Here is a 20,076-nt window from a genome sequence, read left to right as displayed (position 1 = left end):
AATTGGTCAACCGTTATAAAAGGGCAATAAACAAATCGGAATCAGTAGGAGGATCATTATGAGATTTTATAACATATTTTTCAGCCCGACAGGGGGTACAGAGAAAGTAGCAGATATTGTTGCGAAAGGGACGAAGCTGGATGCTGAAGAAATCGACCTAATTAAAGAATCAGATAAACTCATGAAGGTGAAATTTGAAAAAAAGGACCTATGTTTGGTTGCTGTACCGTCTTACGGTGGACGCATTCCAGCAGTTGTAACGGATATGTTCTGCAAAGTAAAGGCAGATGGTACGAAAGCAATTCTTGTGGCAGTATTTGGAAACCGTATGATTGATGATACGCTATTGGAACTACAGGATGTTCTGGAGGCATCAGGATTTGTATGTATCGCAGGAATGGAGGCAGTCGCAGAGCATTCCCTGATGCACCAATTTGGAACCGGACGCCCGGATCAGCAGGATGAAAAGGAATTGCTGGAATTTGCCGCAAAGATTATGCAAAACAGCGAAGCACAAAGGATACCTGCATTTCCGGGAAACAGACCATATCGAGAATATGGTGGTGTTCCATTCAAACCTGTTGCAAATGGAAAATGCACTTCCTGCGGTCTGTGCGCAAAAGAATGCCCGGCAGGTGCCATTCCGTTGGACAATCCGAAGATGACCGATAAGGATAAGTGTATTTCTTGTATGCACTGTGTAGCAGTCTGTCCGAAGAAAGCAAGAAATTACAGTAAGCTTGTCAGTTTTATCGCTGGACTGAAAATGAAAAAGGTTTGTTCCGGTAGGAAGGAAAATAAATTGTATTTATAATAGGGCGAGCAATACAATGAGAAACATGTAAATTGATACGTGAACAATCGGCTCAGTATGATATTTAATTAAATATTGCAATGAAAAGATCATTTACCGTAAACAAGCAGTAGATGGTCTTTTTTATATCTTTTTGTGAACAAGTAGAGATTTATAGCTGGTAATATGTGTTTTATCATAATCCGTGAAATAAGATGAGTTAATTCTTCGATTTACATATTTTTTAAGGTGTTCCGGCATGGTATTATGATACTTATAAAGAACCAATTATATCTGTTGGAGAGAGCGGTGAAAAGTTATGAAGTTATTGTTTAAACAAAGGCTGTTTTCATGGTTTGACAGCTATGATATCTATGATGAAGCAGGCAACACTGTTTATGTAGTAAAAGGTCAGTTGTCCTGGGGACATAAACTTGTAATTTATGATGCCTATGGAAATGAAGTAGGAATGGTTGTTCAGAAAGTACTTACTTTTCTTCCTAAATTTGAAATTTATAAAAACGGCAGTTATATCGGATGCCTGAGCAAAGAATTCTCATTCCTGACGCCACATTATAATATTGATTACAATGGATGGCATATTGATGGAACTATTATGGAATGGGACTATAGCATTCTTGATCGAAGCGGTTATTCAATCGCACGGGTCAATAAAGAACTGTTTCATATGACTGATATATATGTTATTGATGTGCAGGATCCAGGAAATGCATTGGATGCGTTGATGTTTGTACTTGCGATTGATGCAGAAAAATGTTCTAGGAATTAGATAGTTGATCTTGTTGTCGAAGATATTCGGAGATGGGGAGGTAGCATGGGATTATTTAAAAAGAAAATCGTGAAAAAAACATATGACCGAGAACATATGAAACCAGTTATTCGTGCAAGCATTTGTACCGGAGAAGAAGTAGCAGGATTCAAAGACATACGGACTGGAAAAATCGAAGAAATCATGCTGATCAGATCTCCAGAGGACTTAGAAAAATTCAAAGAGATATATGAGATAACAGAGGAAATTGCAAAAGAATATTAGACATTGGATGAGGAGGAGAGGTTGTCATGAGAACTATAGGTAATATCCTTTGGTTTATATTTGGAGGATTACTGGGCGGTTTGGCCTGGGTTTTTGCAGGTTGCATATGGTGTATTACAATTATTGGAATTCCGGTAGGTCTGCAATGCTTTAAATTTGCAACCCTGGCATTCTGGCCGTTTGGAAAAGAAATCGTGTATGGAAATGGCATGTTTTCATTTCTGGTAAATCTTATATGGATTATATTTTTTGGATGGGAAATGGCACTTGGAAACCTGATAGTGGGTTGTATTTGGTGCATTACGATAGTTGGAATTCCATTTGGAAAGCAGTTCTTCAAGATGGCAAGACTCTCTTTCATGCCATTTGGTGCAAGTGTGATAGGGTAGAATGTGTAAGGTCTTATTGATGAAAAATGAAATAATATTATTCACGGATGGTAATATTAATATTGGAGTTCAAATAAAACCTGAACAGGAAACAGTCTGGTTGACACAGAAGTATTGTTTGATGTTAAGCATATGCAGCAGCCGGTCACTGATAAGGAATTTAAAAATTTCACAGACTGTGCGGTTAAGAAAAGTAACGAAAATGCCCTGATTTTCACAACTGAAGATATGGAGAAGCCTTTCATAAGCTTTGATGAAGGAATGTAGAATTTCTTTGAACCGGAGCTTCAGAAGAGATTGTATGAAATGGAAAAAGTCATTTAATATATATTGATCAATGATATAATATTCTAAAATGTTGATGATAAAAGAAATATAGTAATTAAAAATGTTACAAAGTTGTTCTTGATAAAAATATTATTTGATAACAGGAGATGTTTTATGTTAAAAAGAAAAGTGACGCATTACATAAAAAATGGGTAGATTCAAAAAACAAAAAATGTTTTGTAATTCAGGGAGCCAGACAAACAGGAAAAACATATATAGTTGAAAGATTTGCAGAAGAGAACTATGAAGAAATTGTTGAAATTAATTTTAAACAGATACCTTCTGCGATGGATATTTTTTCCGGTGATCTAAAAGTAGATGATATGGTTATGGCTATGTCCGTATTTGATGACGGAAAGTGCAAAAGCATTAGATAAAATATTGCAGACCATGAGAGAGTGGGGAAACTGATATTTAATAACTTTGAATTTGGAGGTTATCGGAAATGACTGAAAGAGAAAAAATGCTAAGTGGAGAGTTGTACGATCCAACGGACAAAGAATTGGAGCAATTACGTGTGAATGCACGTAAATTAGCAAGAAAATACAATTCGACGGATGAAGATGATCAAGAAAAACAAGCACAGATATTGAGGGAATTATTGCCAGCAACAGAGGAACTCCCCTATTTACAGGCGCCTGTTTATTTTGATTACGGATGTAATACGTTCTTTGGAAGATTCAGCTCTGCTAATTTTAACTTTACATGTTTAGATGTATGTGAAATACATATAGGCGATAATGTGATGATTGGTCCAAATGTTACATTGGCAACTCCTATGCATCCATTATTACCTGAAGAACGCAATATTAGGAAAAGAGAAGATGGAAATTTTTATAATCTTGAATATGCGAAGCCAATAACTATAAAGGATAATTGCTGGCTGGAATCCAATGTGGTTGTTTGCGGTGGTGTCACCATAGGAGAAGGGTGTGTAATTGGTGCAGGGAGTGTTGTAACAAAAGATATTCCGCCGTATAGTTTGGCAGTTGGAAATCCATGCCGGGTCATTCGAAAAATAACTGAGAAAGATCATATGCCAGATGGAATTGAAAAGAATTAAAAATTTGCATTGATGATAAGCAGTTCATCTGAATAAAGAAAATAAAATGATCACAATTAATAACGCCGATGCAGGATTTTTATAATCCTATATCGGCGTTTGTTGGTTATAAGAGAATGTATTTTACACTTATTTTCCAAATGTATTGCTGGATTTAGCAGCAGCTTTAGCTGCCATGGTGTTAGTGGACTCAAACAAGGAAGTTGTCGGTGCGACCGGACACATCAGTACCCGTCCTGTTCCACGATAAACATTTACCAGACCCTCTCCGCTAACTGCAGATCCGACAAGTGTTTTTGTAGATCTTTCTACGGTAAATTCAAGATTTGATGACCAGCATACAGCAAGGTTTCCATCAATTTTCAGTTCATCATTTTCCAATATGACTTCAATCAATTCATCTTCGGGAACATTAGACTCCAGTGCAGCTACACCATTTCCCTGCAAACTCAGATTAAACAGACCTTCGCTACCTAATACTGCTGATGAAAGGTTCTTTCTGGCTACAACTTTACTTTTTACATTTGCATCACAAGCCAGGAACATGCCATCTTCAATTGTCATTCCGGCTGGTCCCCATTTGCCAATGTCTGTAAGGATAATATATTTGTATGTCGGTTCTAATACCAGACAGCCTTCACCAACATATTCCGGTTTAACTGCGGTTTCTTTTGTAACCGCACCCTTGAATGCCTTTCCAAGGAAATCTCCGATACCTTTTACACCAGATGTGGCTTGTACATTACCACCCATCCATTGCATGGCACCAGCCTGGATAACAGCTGAATGGTCTTTATCAATATCAATAACAACCTGTCTTCTTCTGACATGCATTTTACTCATGAAATACTCATTCATTGCATTCATAGGTGAAACGCTGGCATCCTGCACATATTCAAGCACGTGGAAGTTTTCGATACTTTTCGCATATTTTCTGTTTTCATTTTGCAAGTTTTCAATTCGCATAGCATAATCTCCCTTTTAATAATAATTTATGATGTTGCTCGGATATGCTTATTATAAAAGAGGCAGCATAGATAGGAAACAATTCGTGCAGAGAAATATAAAGACAGAATTCTCAAAATTCGAGAAATATAAAGATGCAATTCTTCATGGTGGCTGTGTATTATGAAAAATAAATTTGTTATAGTGACAATATCAACAAAAAAACAGAATATAAACGGGGTGATCAGATGGAAGTGGCACAGAGAATTCGATTAATCCGGATAATAGAAAAGATGGAGAAAAATCCGGCATTCAGTAATAAGCTTGGCATAAAGAACACATCTGAATATTTAGCAGAAAAAGAACAGAAAAAATGAAAGACACATATCAGAATGAGTTTCAGAAGGAGTAAAAAATGTTATCGTTATTATTTGCAATTTGTATGATTTGGTTTGTTGGAAAATTTTTTGTTTTTGGGTTAAGAGCATCCTGGGGAATTATGAAATTACTTTGCACAGTTATTTTCTTCCCGGTGATATTGATTGGTATGGTTGTAGGTGGACTGATGTACATTGCTTTTCCATTGTTGATTGTCGGTGGCATTATAGCATTGGTGACGTCACATTCATAATCGATCAGGAGGAGAAAACGTATGGGATATGATATTGAAAAAGAAAAAAGAGAAGCAATTGAAGCTGGACGTAGAGCTTTGAACAGTCTTCAGGCAGCAAAAGAAAATTTAAACAGTGCAAAGAACTGGGGACTGGTAGATATGTTTGGCGGTGGTTTTTTCACTACGATGCTAAAACATTCTAGAATTGATCAGGCCAAACGGAATATGGAACAGGCAAAGTATGATCTTCGTAATTTCAGTAGAGAATTAAATGATGTAAATATGGTATGTAACTTGAATATCGATACTGGAGATTTTCTTTCTTTTGCGGATTATTTTTTTGATGGATTTGTTGTGGACTGGGTGGTCCAGGATCGAATCAATAATGCACAAAGACGGGTAGAAGAAGCAATTCGAAGAACAGAAAGTATCGTCAATCAATTACAGCGTATGTAAAGGAAAAGGCAATGAGTCAGAAATGGTTCATTGCCTTTCGTCGCGTTATGGCTTATTTTAATTTTTCTTTTTTGGCATTTAAGAGCTCAAGATTCTTGGTGAAGGTGCTTTCTCCGGAACCTTGATACCAGCTTTGCGGATCATAGCATCAAAATTTTTTTCAATTATATGCAGGGTATTCTGTTGCTTCTGGAGATCCTGCTTTTCTTTTTTTGCTGAGGACAGTTCTTCTTCCAGTTCCATCTGTTGGCGCTACAGTTTTTCAGCCGACGGAAGTTTGTGAATACCAAATTCTGAGCACGTATGATGTCACGACAGGCCCGATAGACTTCACAGTGTTTCTGAATTACTTGTTGATTTTGAATTGCCAGCCTCGTTTGCTGAATCTTATTATCGGTAGCGTGAATGGAAGCCTCCAAATCTGCAACATGATTTTTGAATTCTTCGTAGTTTAGTTGGCAATTAAAGGCCTTTAATCAGCGTTTAATCTGCCATAGGACCCAATTATCCCCGCCATAGAACCAGTTGGTTGTCGGGATTTTCGCACAGCCATTTATTGTAAGATGATAACATCAAAAAAGAAGAAAAATCCAAGGAGGACTGGCAGATGAAAGGTTATAACACAAGGTCAGTATGGATAATATCAGCAGAAATAAGGTATCTGCTGTCGGAACAGAAAAAGTTTCAAAATAAATCAAAAAATATTGATGAAGTCTACCAATCAGTGTTTTTTCGTTGTATAATGTTTTTGTCGTACAGGGTCACTTTCCTTTGTAATGTTTTGGGTCAAATTCATTATACATCAGAAAGTTCTGTACGATATTTTTTTATGAAAAAGTTGTAAAGTGGTGTTAGATAATAAAATATTGGAACAATGAAAGAGGAACAGGAAATATTTGAGCGAATTGTTATGACGAGAAAGATTTCTGGTCAAGATAGATAAGAATTAGAGTACAGGAGAAAGTAAATGGTAAAACAAATAGTAAGAGATGTTTTCTTCTTAGGCCAGCCATCTGAACCGGCCACGAAAGCTGACATCCAGGTTGGAAAGGATCTGCAGGATACGCTGCAGGCGAACAGAGAACGTTGTGTTGGTATGGCGGCGAACATGATTGGTGTAAAGAAGAATATCATCATTGTGAATATGGGATTCATAAATGTTGTGATGTTCAATCCGGTGATTGTTTCAAAACGTGACATGTATGAGACAGAAGAAGGCTGTCTGTCGCTGGATGGTGTTCGTAAGACGACCAGATACCAGGAAATAGAAGTAGAGTATTATGACTTCAAATGGAAAAAACAGCGCCAGAAATTGTCAGGATGGACAGCACAGATTTGCCAGCATGAAATTGATCATTTGTCTGGAAAGATTATTTAACCGCATGCGGATTGCGAATATTCGCTTGACTCAAAGCGGATTGTGAGGTGACGGATATGCTGAAAAACGTACTGATCGTGGTGGATGATATAGAAAAATCCATAGAGTTTTATAAAGACTTATTTGGACTGCAAGTGATTCTTAAGAATGAAGGCAATGTGATCTTATCGGAGGGACTTGTTTTGCAGGATGCCGACGTATGGGGGAAAACATTGAATGAAACTTCTACGCCATTCAATAACAGGATGGAACTGTATTTCGAGGATTTTGATATAGATGGATTGCTTGCAAAATATGAATCCGGTAAGTATTTCGTCCGATATGCCACTGAACTGACAGAACTTGCAGGTGGGCAGAAGCTTGTAAGGCTGTATGATCCGAGTGGTAATCTCGTCGAGGTTCGTACGCCATTTATGTGTAATTAAAGGAGAAGATATGCAGATTTTTGTTGATGCAGATGCCTGTCCGGTAATTGGTATTGTTGAAAAAGTTGCAAAAGAGCACAGTATTCCGGTAACGTTATTGTGTGATACCAATCATGTGTTATCTTCTGATTACAGTGAGGTGATTGTAGTTGGAGCCGGAGCAGATGCCGTGGATTATAAACTGATCAGCATTTGCCATAAAGGCGATATTGTTGTATCACAGGACTACGGTGTGGCTGCAATGGCATTAGGAAAAAATGCGTATGCGATTCATCAATCCGGGAAATGGTATACCAATGAGAATATTGACCATATGCTTATGGAACGGCATCTGAATAAGAAAGCACGAAGGGCATCCGGAAAGAATCATTTAAAAGGACCACGAAAACGAACATCGGAGGATGATGAGCATTTTAGAGAATCCTTTGAGAAAATGATACATATGGCAATGGATAAGGAGAATTGATTTGAACGTACAGATTTTTGGAACAAAGAAGTGCAATGATACAAAGAAAGCAGAACGTTTCTTTAAGGAACGTGGGATCAAGTTTCAGTTTATTGATATGAAAGAAAAGGGCATGAGCAAGGGCGAATTCAATTCGGTTGCCCAGGCAAATGGTGGACTGGAAAATATGATAAACTGGGAGGGCAAGGATAAGGATCTGCTTGCGCTCATTAAGTACATTGCAGAGGAAGATAAACTTAAGAAGGTGCTGGAAAATCCGCAGGTGATTAAGACACCGGTGGTTCGTAATGGAAAACAATCCACTCTTGGATATCAGCCGGATATCTGGAAGGCGTGGAAGTAAGAAACAGGATGTTTTACCATGTATGAGGAAGAAGAAAATCGCTGGCGTTGTTCCTTCCGGTCTGATGGAAAATGGATCAATGTAAACGAACTTCTGCAGACGTTTGGCGGAGGTGGACATGCTGCAGCAGCTGGTGTGCGCAAACGGACGAATGATGTTGAAAAATTCAGGCAGGAAATCCTTGAGTGGATTGTTATGATGAGAAAGTTTTCCGGGCAGGATAAATAAGAATTAGAAACAGAACACAGAAGAATCGGGAGATGTAGAATGATGGAAAAGGAAAGAACCTATATTGCAATCGATCTTAAGTCATTCTATGCGTCTGTGGAATGTAAAGAACGAAATCGGGATCCTTTGACGACCAATCTTGTGGTTGCAGATAAAAGCAGAACAGAAAAGACAATCTGTCTTGCGGTATCGCCAGCATTAAAGTGTTATGGGATACCAGGAAGGGCTCGTTTATTTGAGGTTGTTCAAAAAGTAAAAGAAGCCAACAGCGCCCGCAGGTGGAAAGTGCCGAACAGAATTTTTATCGGAGCCTCTGATGACAGCACAGAATTAGATACCAATCCGGAACTGGAGATTGATTATATTGTTGCTCCTCCCCGGATGGCTCTCTATCTGGAATACAGCACCAGAATTTACAGTATTTATCTGAAATATATTGCGCCGGAAGATATTTTCCCGTATTCGATCGACGAAGTATTTATGGATGTAACGGATTATCTGCATACTTATAATATGACAGCAAGAGAACTTGCAATGACCATGATACAGGATGTGCTGAAAACGACAGGTATAACGGCAACTGCTGGAATCGGAACGAATATGTATCTGTGTAAGATTGCGATGGATATCGTGGCAAAGCACATTAAAGCAGATAAAGATGGTGTACGAATTGCAGAACTGGATGAAATGTCATACCGAAGGAAACTCTGGGGTCACAGACCACTTACTGATTTTTGGAGAGTAGGAAAAGGATATGCAAAGAAGCTGGAAGAATACGGGCTTTATACAATGGGAGATATTGCCAGATGTTCCATCGGAAAAGAAAATGAGTTATATAATGAAGACTTGTTATATAGGTTGTTTGGTGTTAATGCGGAGCTGCTGATCGACCATGCCTGGGGATATGAGCCCTGTACCATGGAAATGGTCAAGGCTTATAAGCCGGAAACGAACAGTGTTTGTTCCGGGCAGGTACTTCATTGCCCTTATGATTTTGAAAAAGCAAAATTAGTCGTTAAAGAGATGACAGACCAGATGGTTTTGGATTTGGTGGATAAGAAGCTTGTAACGGATCAGATCGTGTTGACGGTTGGTTATGATATTGAGAATCTGAACAATGCCGACAGGAGAAAGCAGTATCATGGAGAGGTTACGATCGACCGTTATGGAAGAAGAATTCCGAAACATGCACATGGAACGACCAATCTGAAACGGCAGACTTCCTCAACCAAGATGATAACGGATGCAGTAATAGAGTTATATGACAGGATCGTTGACAGAAACCTGCTTGTCAGAAGAATCAATATCACAGCGAACAGGCTTGTGGATGAAAGTTCTGTCAAGAAAGAAGAAGTATATGAGCAGCTGGATCTTTTTACGGATTATGAGGCGCAAAGGAAAAAGCAGGAAGAGGAAGAGGCTGCGCTGGATCGCGAAAAACGTATGCAGGAAGCAATGCTTAGTATCAAAAAGAAATTTGGAAAAAACGCTGTACTGAAGGGGATGAATCTTCAGGAAGGTGCAACCGCCAGGGACAGAAATGAACAGATTGGCGGTCATAAGGCGTAAAGGAGTTGAAAGAGGATGAAAAATAATTCTTATGACGATATCATTAATTTACCGCATCCGGTCTCTAAGAATCATCCGCAAATGCCACTTCGGGATCGGGCAGCGCAATTTGCTCCTTTTGCAGCCCTGACCGGACATGATGCTGCGATAAAGGAAACGGCAAGATTAACCGATGAAAGATTGGAACTGAGCGAGGAAGCGATTGCTCAGCTGAATGAAAAAATCAATATAATCAGAAATAATATCGGTATAGAACAGAAAGTATCGATAACTTATTTTATTCCCGATGCAAAAAAAGCAGGCGGCTCCTATGTTACGTGCTCTGGTATTGTAAAAAAGATAGACGAATACGAGCATACCATCATTATGACGGATCAAACGGTTATTCCAATCGAGCAGATAAGTGATATTAAATGTGAAGAGTGGTAAATGTGAAAAATGTTTCACTGGTGTTGATTTACTGTTTATAGTATTTCGCAACATCGTTTTTGAATTTTTCAAAAAGAGGATAATAAATATTTATAATGTCCTGAAATTTCTCTGCGGCGAAAGTACCATCGTAATCATGAGACAAATGATTTCTGGATTTCAGCATTTGCAGCCAGGTGTCATCATCAATAATACCATTGGTAAATGCCTGCTGCAGAGTTTCGCGTGGAGAGCCAACTGCAAAATCAAGAATTCCCATTTTTTTGATCAGAATATCTTTCATAACTTTCCAGGAGATGTCGAAAGTAAGACTGAAATTGAGAACAGTTCCTTCGAGAACAAAATCGGTCTTGGGGTCGGCTGTTTTGCTTTTTGCAAGATTGGAGAGACTTTTACAGAAAGTGTTATAGCGGTTAATAAATTTGTTTTCCATATTTTTTTATATCCTCCAATAAATACTCATTTTTTATACTGTCAAAGTCAAAAATATCAATTTTCCTTAGTGTTTCAATCTGCTGAAGATCATCTTCTAACTGCATTAGATTATTACAGCCGTATACTACAAAATCAATATCACTGGTGGGGGTCGCAGTGCCTGTGGCGAAGGAACCGAATAAATCAAGGCGCTTTACGTTATTTTTTTTGCAAATTATGGTTACTTTTTCGATGATTTCGGAAATTGGCATTACGTTCATGATCCACTCATGTCCTCCTTTACCTGGAAAATTCTGATAAAATATGATAGCAGTTTCTATAGATTAATTCAACTTTAAAGACACTGACTGCGGTTGGTGTTATTCTATAGTCGTAATCCTTTCGTGGTGTTATGGATTATTTTAATTTTTCTTTTTCGGCATTTAAGAGTTCAAGATTGAGCCCTTGTTCTCCAGCTGTTTTATCTACCCAAAGATTCAAAGAGTCTATGGCTAAAGAAATTTCATCAAGTTTTTTACTGATATAAGCAAAATCTTTCATTTCATCATCGCTGATCTTACCGTCACGGGCAATCTGGATCAGACGACCGGTAAGAGGGTTGATTTCATTTAAACTGGCAATTGTCTCCAAAATGATATTTGACAGATCGGTCATTTCTATTTCTGGAACATAACGATAGCCGATTTCGCATTTGTGAGAGCAATAATAATTGCAAAGATCTGGTCTTTTATAGGCATCTGCCATCTGGAGGATATCATAAGGCGTAGGTTCTTGTGTTTCATATTCAAATTTTTCAATTTTTGAATCAGAGACAGCATCCATTCTTTCACTGGCTTCTGCTCTTGTAAGTCCTGCCGCTTCTCGGCAAAGCTGGTAAATTGTTTTGTTTTCCCTGGTGGATTGTTTACCCATGAGAATTTCCTCCTCGTATATCGCTAAACTTGCAGATTATTTATGTTCCAGGCCGCATGTTGAGCATGTATTTCTTATATGAATTTTATTATACATAAATTATGAACTAACAACAAGTAATAGACTTTGTAAAATTACCTATTTTATAAATCATTTCACGGGAATTTTTTACAATTAAATAATCCATTCCAAGGAAAAGCCAGCCCAGCTATTCATTGGAAAGACCATAGAAAAGACAGGTTCAGATACACTGATTAACCTCAGTATGTCCGGAACTGTTTTTTTGTTGCTATCGTTACTTTCGGGTGTCTTTGCCACGCTTGCTTCCTGGAGATTTCAATGACAACCCCTCTCCCATAAGGTATAATAAAGCAGAGTATTTTGTTTTGCTCACCACGAAACGAGAGGGAGATCTACATTAATGGATGCGAATGTGATCAATGAATTGAAAAGCGGCTTAAATGCCGCTTATATAAATGGTTCTGTGGCAGCAAATCTGGCGTATAAGCCAGTATTTGTGTCGAATAATCCGGAAGATGGGAAGAAAGTTATTTCATCTGTGGAGGATGAATTGCTGCGCTGTGATCAGTTTCAGATCAGTGTTGCATTTATCACGATGGGTGGTGTGACACCGCTCCTGCAGACGTTAAAATGGCTTGAGGAAAAGGGCATTAAAGGACAGATTCTTACGACCAATTATCTGAATTTCAGCGAACCGAGAGCACTTGAGAAACTCAATGGATTGAAAAACATTACGTTGAAAATGTATGACGTGCATCAGAACTTAGAAGTAGGAGATATGGTGCAGGAGAGGGTGATACGGAGAGATACGAATATGAGTGCCCTTGCGGGAAAGGAAAAATCATAGAAGAACATGATAATATTCCTGGATTTCGTGATCATGATGTTTGGATAAGTTGTGATGAATGTTCCAAAATATACATTGGATACTTCAAAAGGAGTTCGCGGTTGGGAATTAGTGGAGAAAGAATAAATATGGGAAGATTAAAAAGCTGGATCCTAACGACATTTTATAAAAATGAGCTGCTTGCGATACAAAAAGAATATGAACGTAAGGTAAAGGAAATTAACTATGAAGCTCAAAAGAAAACGAAGCTGATTGATACAGTTCATAGAGTGTTTCGTGAACCTAATCATGTGATTATTGGAGTAGAAACTAATAAAATGGGGGATGAGGTTCTTGTTGTTCAGTGGATACATAGCAATGATATATGGATTATGCTATACAACGACAAATATAAAGCCTGTAGCAATCATTCTAGAATTATGGCTACTTATGAGAAACCTTACGGAGAAGCTGAGTATATTCATATAGATGATATTATGGTAGAAGATAAAGAGATAGGTAATGGATCAATCCTTATGGAATATTTCCTTAAATACTGTAAAACGACGCCAGCAAAATATATATCGGGTAGTTTATCGTCTGTAGATTCAGATCATTTTGATAGATCAGAACATTATTATCAAAAGCATGGATTTAAAGTTGAATTTTATGAAGGGCGAAAATCCGGTAGTATTAGGTATGACATGAATGACAAGAAAACAAGGAATAAATTATAATATTGATACAAGAACGTATGTTCGATATAATAACTCTAGGATCGCCAAATTATCACAACTAAAAACATATCTCTACCTTTCGGGAATACCCCTCATTTCAGGTATATCCTGTCAAGAAAGATGAAGATATTGTTTTATGACTTTGGTTTCCTGAGGTCACACAGTTCAGAAAGTGTATCTTTTTTAGAATTCCTTTTTGTAGATACTTTCTGATTTTTTTCACCTTAGAGGGTGGCTAAGGCTGTCATTTCCTGTTCCGTAGTTATATCAAGATATACCATCGTTGTTTCTACGGAGGAATGACCGAGAAGAAATGAAATCTGAATACTACGATGACATTTTGAACGGGAACATGAGCTTCTCATCCTCATGTGCTCAATCAGGGTATCCGTATTGTTTTGTAAATAAGTTACATCTATAATGCTTTTTTCAGAAATTGTAGGAAACATTATAAATGAATATGATGGTAGGCAACATATAAATGCAAACAATATCTCCACCTTTTTTATCTGGAAGTGTGTTAAACACAGGATAATTCAAAAAAAGTGTTGATATGTTTTGGGTTGTGATAATTTGATAAATTTTAGAAAAGGTTACAGATTGACACCTGCTGTCAACCAAAGTTACAATTCATAGTGTTGAGAGCGCTTATCAATGAACTTATGATAAGAAAGGATACAATTTTATGAATGGATTAAAATTTATAAGAACAAGATGCAATATATCTTTAAATGAGTTGGCAGATATTTTGGATGTAAGTCGACAGCAGGTAAGTGCCTGGGAAAACGGTGTAAAGCCTATTTCTCAGAAAAGATTAAACCAGTTATCGAAGTATTTTGGTGTTGACGAAAAATATTTTCTGGATATATCAGAAGATGATAAAGAGTTTATTGTTTCCAAAGCTCTATATCGCCGTCAGGACAATGAAAAAGAGATATATTGTTTTGTAAAACAGGGAGAGATGGAAGATGATTTCAAGTATAGACCGTTTTCGTATCCTAATTTTGAGGAATCATTAGATGAACAAATGATTCGTGCGAAGAAAAAGAACAAAGATACAATAGAAGGAATACAGGAAGCAATGAGGTATTTTGGCAAGCCAGATAAGATTATTGAGGAGATTTCTGCAATTAATCGCGGCTGTAAGGTTTATGATGCACTTACAAAGTATTTGAGACAAATGCCAAATAAGGCTCCGGGAACAATTATTTTGTATTATAATATGGTCAGAAATGTTCTTTTTTCGCTTCTGATTGCCAATGGACTGATGAGTAAGGAAGAACTTGAAAAAGAATTTGAGCATAATATTGGAAGTAAATTGTATGATGATATGGAATGGATCTATGAACAAGCTGATATTTTCAAAAAGAGATATGATTATAAAGTGAAACTGGTTGAAGAACAAAGGATTAAATTCCAAAAAGAGGAATAGAAAATGAAAAGTGAAAAAACAGGTACCTCAATGAGTAGAATTGAAAATACAAGATTAATATCCGCAGTTTATTGTGACTGTAAAAAGTGTTTTCATTCTGTAAATAAAAATGGAATGCTATATTGTAAATATTGCAACGGTGTACAAAGGGAACATAATAAAAAACTTAATCATGGACTGCCAATCTTACACAAAGTACCGCCCAAACGAGACTACGGGCGGTATTTTTGTATCATGGCGGAGAAAGGAGGAACTTCCCACGGGGGCTTGACTGAAAAGTTGAGCCCCTTTTTTCATGCCAAAAAACAGGAGGTAAATGCTTATGGCAGATGATAAAACCACAAAAACGCCGGAACAGCCGGTAACGGATAGCGGGCCGGGCAAGGAAACGCCTCCCGCTCCCCCAAAAGAGCCGGAGAAGGTTTCCGTTTCCCCGGAGCCGGAAAAAAAGACGGAACCGGAGGTAAAGAACCCGCAGGTTTCTGTCTATAACTTCTCTGAAATTATGAAGGAAAAGAAGGTCGAGGAACGGGCGGCAGCTCCCAGCGGGGAAAAGCCTGCCCCGGCAAAAACGGAAAAACCGGAAAAGCAGCCGGAGGCTCCGAAGAAAGCGGAGGAAAAACCCAAAGAGCCGGAACAGCCGAAGCGCCGGGGCCGTCCCCCGAAAGCAGATAAGGACAAGGCCGCAACCCCGAAGCCCGAAGCTCCCGCACAGAAACCGGAAAATGCGGTCAAAAAGGAACCGGAGAAAAAAACGGCGCCAACGGTACAGGCCGCTCCCGCTCCGAAGGAACCCGAAAAACCGAAGGATGCACCACGCCGGGGCAAGGAACAGATCGTCTATATCAAGCTGAACGAGCTTCACGCCTTCAAGAACCATCCCTTTGAGGTTCGGGATGATGAAGAAATGCGGGCTATGGTGTCCAGCGTCAAGGACAAGGGCGTGACCCAGCCCGCTATCGTCCGTCCCCGTGAGGATGGCGGCTATGAGATCGTGTCCGGCCACCGCCGCCAGAAGGCCAGCGAGCTTGCCGGATATGCGGATATGCCCTGTATTGTTCGCAATCTGACGGACGATGAAGCCATCACGCAGATGGTCGAGGACAATCTCAACCAGCGTGAAGAAATCCTCCCCAGTGAGCGGGCCAAAGCCTTGAAAATGCAGCTTGAGGCCATCAAGCACCAGGGCTCCCGCACTTCGGGCCAGATTGACCCGAAGGACGCAGGAAAACGCTCCAACGAAATTGTAGCCGAGCGCAATAAGATGGCGGTCAAGCAGGTGCAGCGGTATATCCGGCTCAATGAGCTGGTTCCCGACCTGATGAAGCTGATGGATGAAAAAAAGCTGGGCTTTACTACGGCGGTGGAGCTTTCCTATATCGGCAAGAAGAACCAGAACTATATCGCCGTCGCCATTGACAGCCAGCAGTCCTCGCCGTCGCAGGCACAGGCAAAGCGTATGCGGGAGCTGGACGAAAAGAAGCTGCTCAACGGGGATGTGATCGACGGCATTATGATGGAGGACAAAAAGGAGGTAGACAAAGTGATTTTGACAGGTGCGGAACTGAGCAAGTATTTCGGCAAGGAAACTACGCCGAGGGAAATGAAGGATCAGATCATCAAGCTGCTGGACGACTGGAAGGGACAGCAGAAGGAACACGAAAAGCCGGAGAAGAAAAACGAACAGGAAAAGTAAGCCCAAACTTCGGGTCAGCATGGCCCGAGGATTGCGGGGCTCTGCCCCGCTCCCCGAAGCTCTGGAGATATAAATGATTCCCCGTCGCCAGTTATTCCGTAGCATAGCCGGGAAAATCAGTCAAGGGCAGCGCCGCCGCAGGCGGTGCCGGAGGCACCCTTGACGGATTTCTCCCGGTTATGCTTTTTCCCGGTCAAGCGACGGGGATATAAATTCTCCAGAGCCGTTCCCCTTCCCGGGGGAAGGGGCGGAGGGGTTGGGCGATACCTTGCTTTTCCCTAAACCAAAACAGAAATGGAGGCTCAACCAATGAAACGACCTTTAGCGTACCTGACCGCCGCATGGAGCGGCGAGCCGGATGTTGATATGGAGCTGGCGGCCCACTACTGCCGTCTTGCTTATGAGGTGGGCTTTTCCCCGATCTGCCCGCTCTTGTACCTGCCGCTGTTTTTGAATGACAGCGTTCCCGAGGAACATAAGGCCGGGATCGATATGCGCCGGGATATGCTGCGGCGCTCCCATACCCTGATCGTCTGCGGCAGCGCTGTGGACGAGGATGTAAAAAACGATATTGCGGTTGCCGGACGGCTGGGCATTGCGGCGACAACGCTGGAAGGGGTGCTTGCCGTGAAGGGACACGGCACCCCGGGCCATGCCGGACATTAAGCTGGGGAGCCTTTTTGACGGGATCGGCGTGTTCCCTCTGGCCGCCTCCCGGTGCGGTATCCGTCCGGTATGGGCCAGCGAGATTGAGAAAGCGCCCATCTCCATAACCAAAAGGCACTTTCCCGATATGGCGCATTTGGGAGATATTACGAAGGTGGACGGCGGGAAAATCCCGCCGGTCCATGTGATAACCTTCGGCTCTCCCTGTCAGAACCTTTCTCTGATCGGCAACCGCTCCGGCCTTGCCGGGGCAAAATCAAGCCTGTTCTATCAGGCGTTTCGTATCATACAGGAAATGAGGGATGCCACTGATAACCTATATCCAGCTATCGCTGTTTGGGAAAACGTCATGGGAGCGTTTTCTACAAATGACCGGATGGACTTTAGAGCCGTCCTATCCGCCTTCTCGGACACCGAAGTTCCAATGCCTCCTTCGGGAAGATGGGGAAACGCCGGAATGGTGCGAGGGGGAACGCCTGATGTGTGCTGGCGGCTCATGGACGCCCAGTATTGGGCAGGCACCCGAAGGCTGGCACGAAGGCAGCGGATTTTCGTCGTGGCGGATTTTGGAGGCAGACGTGCCGCAGACATACTATTTAAGCCCCGTCCAATGCTCCCACTTCCTCCGCCTTGCAGAGAGGGCGGGCGGACCGCCGCCGAAGGAGATCGAACAGCTTCTTTTGAAACAGGGCGGCAGATACCAGTCATCCACCCCTTTCAGTGCTTCCGTATGCGGGGAGCGGCAAAAAGACAGGAAGAAACGGCCTTCCGAAACAGCTTCGGATTACCAACTGACCCTTTTCCCACTCTTTTAGCCAGTGATGTAACGCCCTTTGCCTTCTGGTATGAGGGCGACCCGGCGGGCGGCTGTATCCGCTTCTTGACGGAAACGGAAAGCGAGCGGCTGATGGGGCTGCCGGAGGGCTGGACAAAGTACGGGGCGGACGGCATGGAGATCCGGCCTCTGCAACGCTACAAGGCGCTGGGAAATGCGATTGCCCTCCCTTGTGCCGATTACATTATGGCCGGGATCTATGAGGTACTGGCTGACCGGGCCGGAAAGGAGGAATAAGCCCATGTTTGAAGCCTATATAACCAATACAGCCCTGTACCCCTTAATGGGGATCGAGGTAGGGACAACGGTACATTTCCCCATGACGACACAGGCGTTGCAGGCCGCCCTTGCCAAAATCGGGATAGACGGGAAACGGTACAGCGAAGTGTTCTTTACCAGCTTTGACAGCGATGTGCTGGGACTCTACGATCATCTCTACGAATGTGAGAACATCGACGAGCTGAACGAGCTGGGCCACGCCCTGGTGGAAGTACGGGATAAGGGCGGACTGGAAACCTTTGAAGCTGCTCTTGTCTTGGGAAACCACACAAGGAGCGTGAAGGATTTGATAAACCTGACGCAGAACCTTGACTTGTACCGCTTTTACCCGGATATTTCCGATGATGAAGGGCTGGGCCGTCTGTACGCCGACGAGCTGGGGACCATCGACATACCGGAGCACATTCAGAACTACTTCGATTATGAAGCCTACGGACGGGATGTGCGTATCAACGAGGGCGGCGTATTCGCTCCCGGTGGGTATGTGTCGGCAGTCCCGGAGGGCTTCAAGGAGTATTACCACGGGCCGCAGGACATTCCGCCGGAACACCGGATATTTGCCTATCCTGAAAAGGCCGAGCCTGTCCACTCCATTCTCGCTACACTCAAACGGTTTCAAGAAGCCCCACCCGCTCCGAAAAAGGACAAGGCGGGGCCTTCCCATGAAGAACGGTAAGACTTCGGGCCAGCATGGCCCGAAGCATAAAGGAGGTGCATACCATCAACTATTACCCTATCAATGAAGGAGCCGCCCGCCGGGCAAAAGAAATGAACAGCTTTTCCGACTACAAGGAAGGGAGCGCAACGGCGGAATACCGGGCAATGGTGGACAAGGCCGCCGCCATAGCGGAAAAGCAGAAATCCCGGGTGGACCCCATGTACCATGAGAAGATCGACCATCTGTTAGACACCTACGCCCGCAAGCTGGCCGAAAACATGAACCAAGGCTTTGCCATTGACGCGAGGGTTCCCTCTGTGCTGATCGCCGGGCCTTCCAATTTCCCGGTGGGAAAGAAGGAAAAACAGAACCGGGCGCGGGACAGCAACATGGAGGAATGGCGGCATATTCAAGGGCTGCTGGATAAGATACGCAGCACCGGCATGGGCGGGATCAGCGCCGATGACCCGGCAGCGATTGAAAAGCTCCAGAAGAAGCTGGACGGGCTGGAACGCTCCCAGCTCATTATGAAGGAGGTCAACGCCTATTACCGCAAGCATGGCAAGCTGGACGGCTGTGCGCTGCTGTCGCCGGACCAGATTGAAAAGCTGAAAGCAAGCATGGCGTCAAGTTGGCGAAGCGACCCGAGGCCCTTTGAAAGTTACCAGCTAACCAACAACAATGCGGAGATCCGCCGGGTAAAGGCCCGTATCGAACAGCTTTCCAAACAGGCACAGCAGGAATTTTCCGGCTGGGAGTTCGATGGGGGTCGTGTGGAAATGAACCGGGAGGACAACCGCTTGCAGGTGTTCTTTGACGGAAAGCCTGACGCGGACACCCGGGCCGAGCTGAAAAGCAGCGGCTTTCGTTGGGCTCCCAGCGTGGGCGCATGGCAGAGGCAGCTCACAGACAACGCCATCCGGGCGGCTGACCGTCTGGAATGTATCAAGCCGCTGTCCGGCGAAAAGCCCTCCCGGCTTCAAAAGAAGCCCTCTATCTTGCAGACCATGCGGGAACAGGGCGAAAAAGTCCAGACGGAGCCGGAAAAGAAAGCTCCGTCCGGCAGAGATGCCGAGCGGTAAGCCTCGGGCCACATTGGCC

29 protein-coding genes are annotated in these 20,076 nt (G+C 42.2%); 25 read left to right on the top strand and 4 right to left on the bottom strand.

Going from position 1 to position 20,076, the window contains the following annotated elements; all coding sequences use genetic code 11:
• Positions 1–58: 58 nt before the first annotated feature.
• From DWW77_RS14955 to DWW77_RS14920, 6 genes are all read left to right on the top strand, one after another.
• Positions 59–814 (top strand): EFR1 family ferrodoxin, encoded by a 756-nt coding sequence (locus tag DWW77_RS14955; protein ID WP_118609016.1) that lies wholly within the window; start codon positions 59–61, stop codon positions 812–814.
• Positions 815–1,112: 298 nt separating this feature from the next.
• A complete protein-coding gene (locus tag DWW77_RS14950; protein ID WP_118609015.1) occupies positions 1,113–1,583 on the top strand; it encodes an LURP-one-related/scramblase family protein in 471 nt (156 codons plus the stop codon).
• A gap of 45 nt (positions 1,584–1,628) precedes the next feature.
• Positions 1,629–1,847, top strand: a complete 219-nt coding sequence (locus DWW77_RS14945) for a hypothetical protein (protein ID WP_015526477.1) — start codon at positions 1,629–1,631, stop codon at positions 1,845–1,847.
• 26 nt (positions 1,848–1,873) lie between these two features.
• Positions 1,874–2,236 carry a YccF domain-containing protein gene (locus DWW77_RS14940; RefSeq protein ID WP_015526476.1) on the top strand — a complete coding sequence of 121 codons (363 nt, stop codon included), beginning with the start codon at positions 1,874–1,876 and terminating at the stop codon, positions 2,234–2,236.
• A 434-nt stretch (positions 2,237–2,670) separates the two neighbouring features.
• Positions 2,671–2,940, top strand: a complete 270-nt coding sequence (locus DWW77_RS14930; protein WP_118609014.1) for an AAA family ATPase — start codon at positions 2,671–2,673, stop codon at positions 2,938–2,940.
• A 68-nt stretch (positions 2,941–3,008) separates the two neighbouring features.
• Positions 3,009–3,626: a sugar O-acetyltransferase gene (locus tag DWW77_RS14920; RefSeq protein WP_118609013.1), complete on the top strand. Its 618-nt coding sequence runs from the start codon at positions 3,009–3,011 to the stop codon at positions 3,624–3,626.
• 129 nt (positions 3,627–3,755) lie between these two features.
• Here the strand turns inward: DWW77_RS14920 and DWW77_RS14915 are convergent, their stop codons facing one another.
• On the bottom strand, positions 3,756–4,592 hold the full coding sequence (locus DWW77_RS14915) for an AIM24 family protein (RefSeq protein ID WP_021650106.1): 837 nt from the start codon (positions 4,590–4,592) through the stop codon (positions 3,756–3,758).
• 227 nt (positions 4,593–4,819) lie between these two features.
• Here DWW77_RS14915 and DWW77_RS18375 point away from each other — a divergent pair, with 227 nt between their 5' ends.
• The 10 genes from DWW77_RS18375 (at position 4,820) to DWW77_RS14870 (ending at position 10,478) form a co-directional block, all read left to right on the top strand.
• Positions 4,820–4,948 carry a hypothetical protein gene (locus DWW77_RS18375; protein ID WP_021650104.1) on the top strand — a complete coding sequence of 43 codons (129 nt, stop codon included), beginning with the start codon at positions 4,820–4,822 and terminating at the stop codon, positions 4,946–4,948.
• Positions 4,949–4,986: 38 nt separating this feature from the next.
• The gene (locus DWW77_RS14910; protein WP_015526469.1) at positions 4,987–5,202 is read left to right on the top strand and encodes a hypothetical protein; all 216 of its coding nucleotides are present in this window, start codon (positions 4,987–4,989) and stop codon (positions 5,200–5,202) included.
• A gap of 21 nt (positions 5,203–5,223) precedes the next feature.
• Positions 5,224–5,640: a hypothetical protein gene (locus DWW77_RS14905; protein ID WP_021650102.1), complete on the top strand. Its 417-nt coding sequence runs from the start codon at positions 5,224–5,226 to the stop codon at positions 5,638–5,640.
• Between the two features lie 967 nt (positions 5,641–6,607).
• Positions 6,608–7,018 (top strand): peptide deformylase, encoded by a 411-nt coding sequence (locus tag DWW77_RS14900; RefSeq protein ID WP_015526465.1) that lies wholly within the window; start codon positions 6,608–6,610, stop codon positions 7,016–7,018.
• Between the two features lie 56 nt (positions 7,019–7,074).
• Positions 7,075–7,443, top strand: coding sequence for a VOC family protein (locus tag DWW77_RS14895; protein ID WP_118609012.1), 369 nt, complete (start codon positions 7,075–7,077; stop codon positions 7,441–7,443).
• 10 nt (positions 7,444–7,453) lie between these two features.
• Entirely contained in the window at positions 7,454–7,909 is a 456-nt protein-coding gene (locus DWW77_RS14890) for a YaiI/YqxD family protein (protein ID WP_118609011.1), read from the top strand.
• A 1-nt stretch (position 7,910) separates the two neighbouring features.
• A complete protein-coding gene (locus tag DWW77_RS14885) occupies positions 7,911–8,252 on the top strand; it encodes an arsenate reductase family protein (protein ID WP_021650098.1) in 342 nt (113 codons plus the stop codon).
• Between the two features lie 18 nt (positions 8,253–8,270).
• A complete protein-coding gene (locus DWW77_RS14880) occupies positions 8,271–8,480 on the top strand; it encodes a DHHA1 domain-containing protein (protein WP_015526462.1) in 210 nt (69 codons plus the stop codon).
• A 42-nt stretch (positions 8,481–8,522) separates the two neighbouring features.
• Positions 8,523–10,049 (top strand): Y-family DNA polymerase, encoded by a 1,527-nt coding sequence (locus DWW77_RS14875; protein WP_015526461.1) that lies wholly within the window; start codon positions 8,523–8,525, stop codon positions 10,047–10,049.
• Between the two features lie 15 nt (positions 10,050–10,064).
• Positions 10,065–10,478: a hypothetical protein gene (locus DWW77_RS14870; protein ID WP_110103037.1), complete on the top strand. Its 414-nt coding sequence runs from the start codon at positions 10,065–10,067 to the stop codon at positions 10,476–10,478.
• Positions 10,479–10,506: 28 nt separating this feature from the next.
• Here DWW77_RS14870 and DWW77_RS14865 read toward each other — a convergent pair whose 3' ends face one another.
• From DWW77_RS14865 to DWW77_RS14855, 3 genes are all read right to left on the bottom strand, one after another.
• Positions 10,507–10,911, bottom strand: coding sequence for an HI0074 family nucleotidyltransferase substrate-binding subunit (locus DWW77_RS14865; RefSeq protein WP_022426101.1), 405 nt, complete (start codon positions 10,909–10,911; stop codon positions 10,507–10,509).
• On the bottom strand, positions 10,892–11,173 hold the full coding sequence (locus DWW77_RS14860) for a nucleotidyltransferase family protein (protein ID WP_118609010.1): 282 nt from the start codon (positions 11,171–11,173) through the stop codon (positions 10,892–10,894). Before DWW77_RS14860 ends, DWW77_RS14865 begins: the two co-directional genes overlap by 20 nt.
• A gap of 136 nt (positions 11,174–11,309) precedes the next feature.
• Entirely contained in the window at positions 11,310–11,825 is a 516-nt protein-coding gene (locus tag DWW77_RS14855) for a helix-turn-helix domain-containing protein (protein WP_092071021.1), read from the bottom strand.
• A 421-nt stretch (positions 11,826–12,246) separates the two neighbouring features.
• Here DWW77_RS14855 and DWW77_RS14850 point away from each other — a divergent pair, with 421 nt between their 5' ends.
• From DWW77_RS14850 to DWW77_RS14800, 9 genes are all read left to right on the top strand, one after another.
• A complete protein-coding gene (locus DWW77_RS14850) occupies positions 12,247–12,693 on the top strand; it encodes a phospholipase D-like domain-containing protein (RefSeq protein ID WP_286188025.1) in 447 nt (148 codons plus the stop codon).
• 128 nt (positions 12,694–12,821) lie between these two features.
• Complete coding sequence (locus tag DWW77_RS14840; RefSeq protein ID WP_118609009.1) at positions 12,822–13,409, top strand: GNAT family N-acetyltransferase; 588 nt, start codon at positions 12,822–12,824, stop codon at positions 13,407–13,409.
• A gap of 685 nt (positions 13,410–14,094) precedes the next feature.
• A complete protein-coding gene (locus tag DWW77_RS14830) occupies positions 14,095–14,841 on the top strand; it encodes a helix-turn-helix domain-containing protein (protein WP_118609008.1) in 747 nt (248 codons plus the stop codon).
• Positions 14,842–14,844: 3 nt separating this feature from the next.
• Positions 14,845–15,174 (top strand): hypothetical protein, encoded by a 330-nt coding sequence (locus tag DWW77_RS18140; protein WP_182431230.1) that lies wholly within the window; start codon positions 14,845–14,847, stop codon positions 15,172–15,174.
• Complete coding sequence (locus tag DWW77_RS14820; protein WP_118609007.1) at positions 15,158–16,537, top strand: ParB/RepB/Spo0J family partition protein; 1,380 nt, start codon at positions 15,158–15,160, stop codon at positions 16,535–16,537. The genes DWW77_RS18140 and DWW77_RS14820 overlap by 17 nt, the downstream gene beginning before the upstream one ends.
• Before the next feature lie 309 nt (positions 16,538–16,846).
• Positions 16,847–17,203, top strand: a complete 357-nt coding sequence (locus DWW77_RS14815; protein WP_182431229.1) for a DUF7768 domain-containing protein — start codon at positions 16,847–16,849, stop codon at positions 17,201–17,203.
• Complete coding sequence (locus tag DWW77_RS14810; protein ID WP_118609005.1) at positions 17,190–18,275, top strand: DNA cytosine methyltransferase; 1,086 nt, start codon at positions 17,190–17,192, stop codon at positions 18,273–18,275. Before DWW77_RS14815 ends, DWW77_RS14810 begins: the two co-directional genes overlap by 14 nt.
• A 4-nt stretch (positions 18,276–18,279) precedes the next feature.
• Positions 18,280–18,993: an antirestriction protein ArdA gene (locus tag DWW77_RS14805; protein WP_118609004.1), complete on the top strand. Its 714-nt coding sequence runs from the start codon at positions 18,280–18,282 to the stop codon at positions 18,991–18,993.
• 14 nt (positions 18,994–19,007) lie between these two features.
• Positions 19,008–20,057 (top strand): DUF8626 domain-containing protein, encoded by a 1,050-nt coding sequence (locus DWW77_RS14800; protein WP_118609003.1) that lies wholly within the window; start codon positions 19,008–19,010, stop codon positions 20,055–20,057.
• Positions 20,058–20,076 lie beyond the last annotated feature (19 nt).

This window comes from Ruminococcus sp. AF17-12, from assembly GCF_003479245.1.
Taxonomy (GTDB): domain Bacteria; phylum Bacillota; class Clostridia; order Lachnospirales; family Lachnospiraceae; genus Blautia_A; species Blautia_A fusiformis.
The sequence above is the reverse complement of the archived record's forward strand: the minus strand, read 5'-3'. Positions and strand labels throughout refer to the sequence as shown.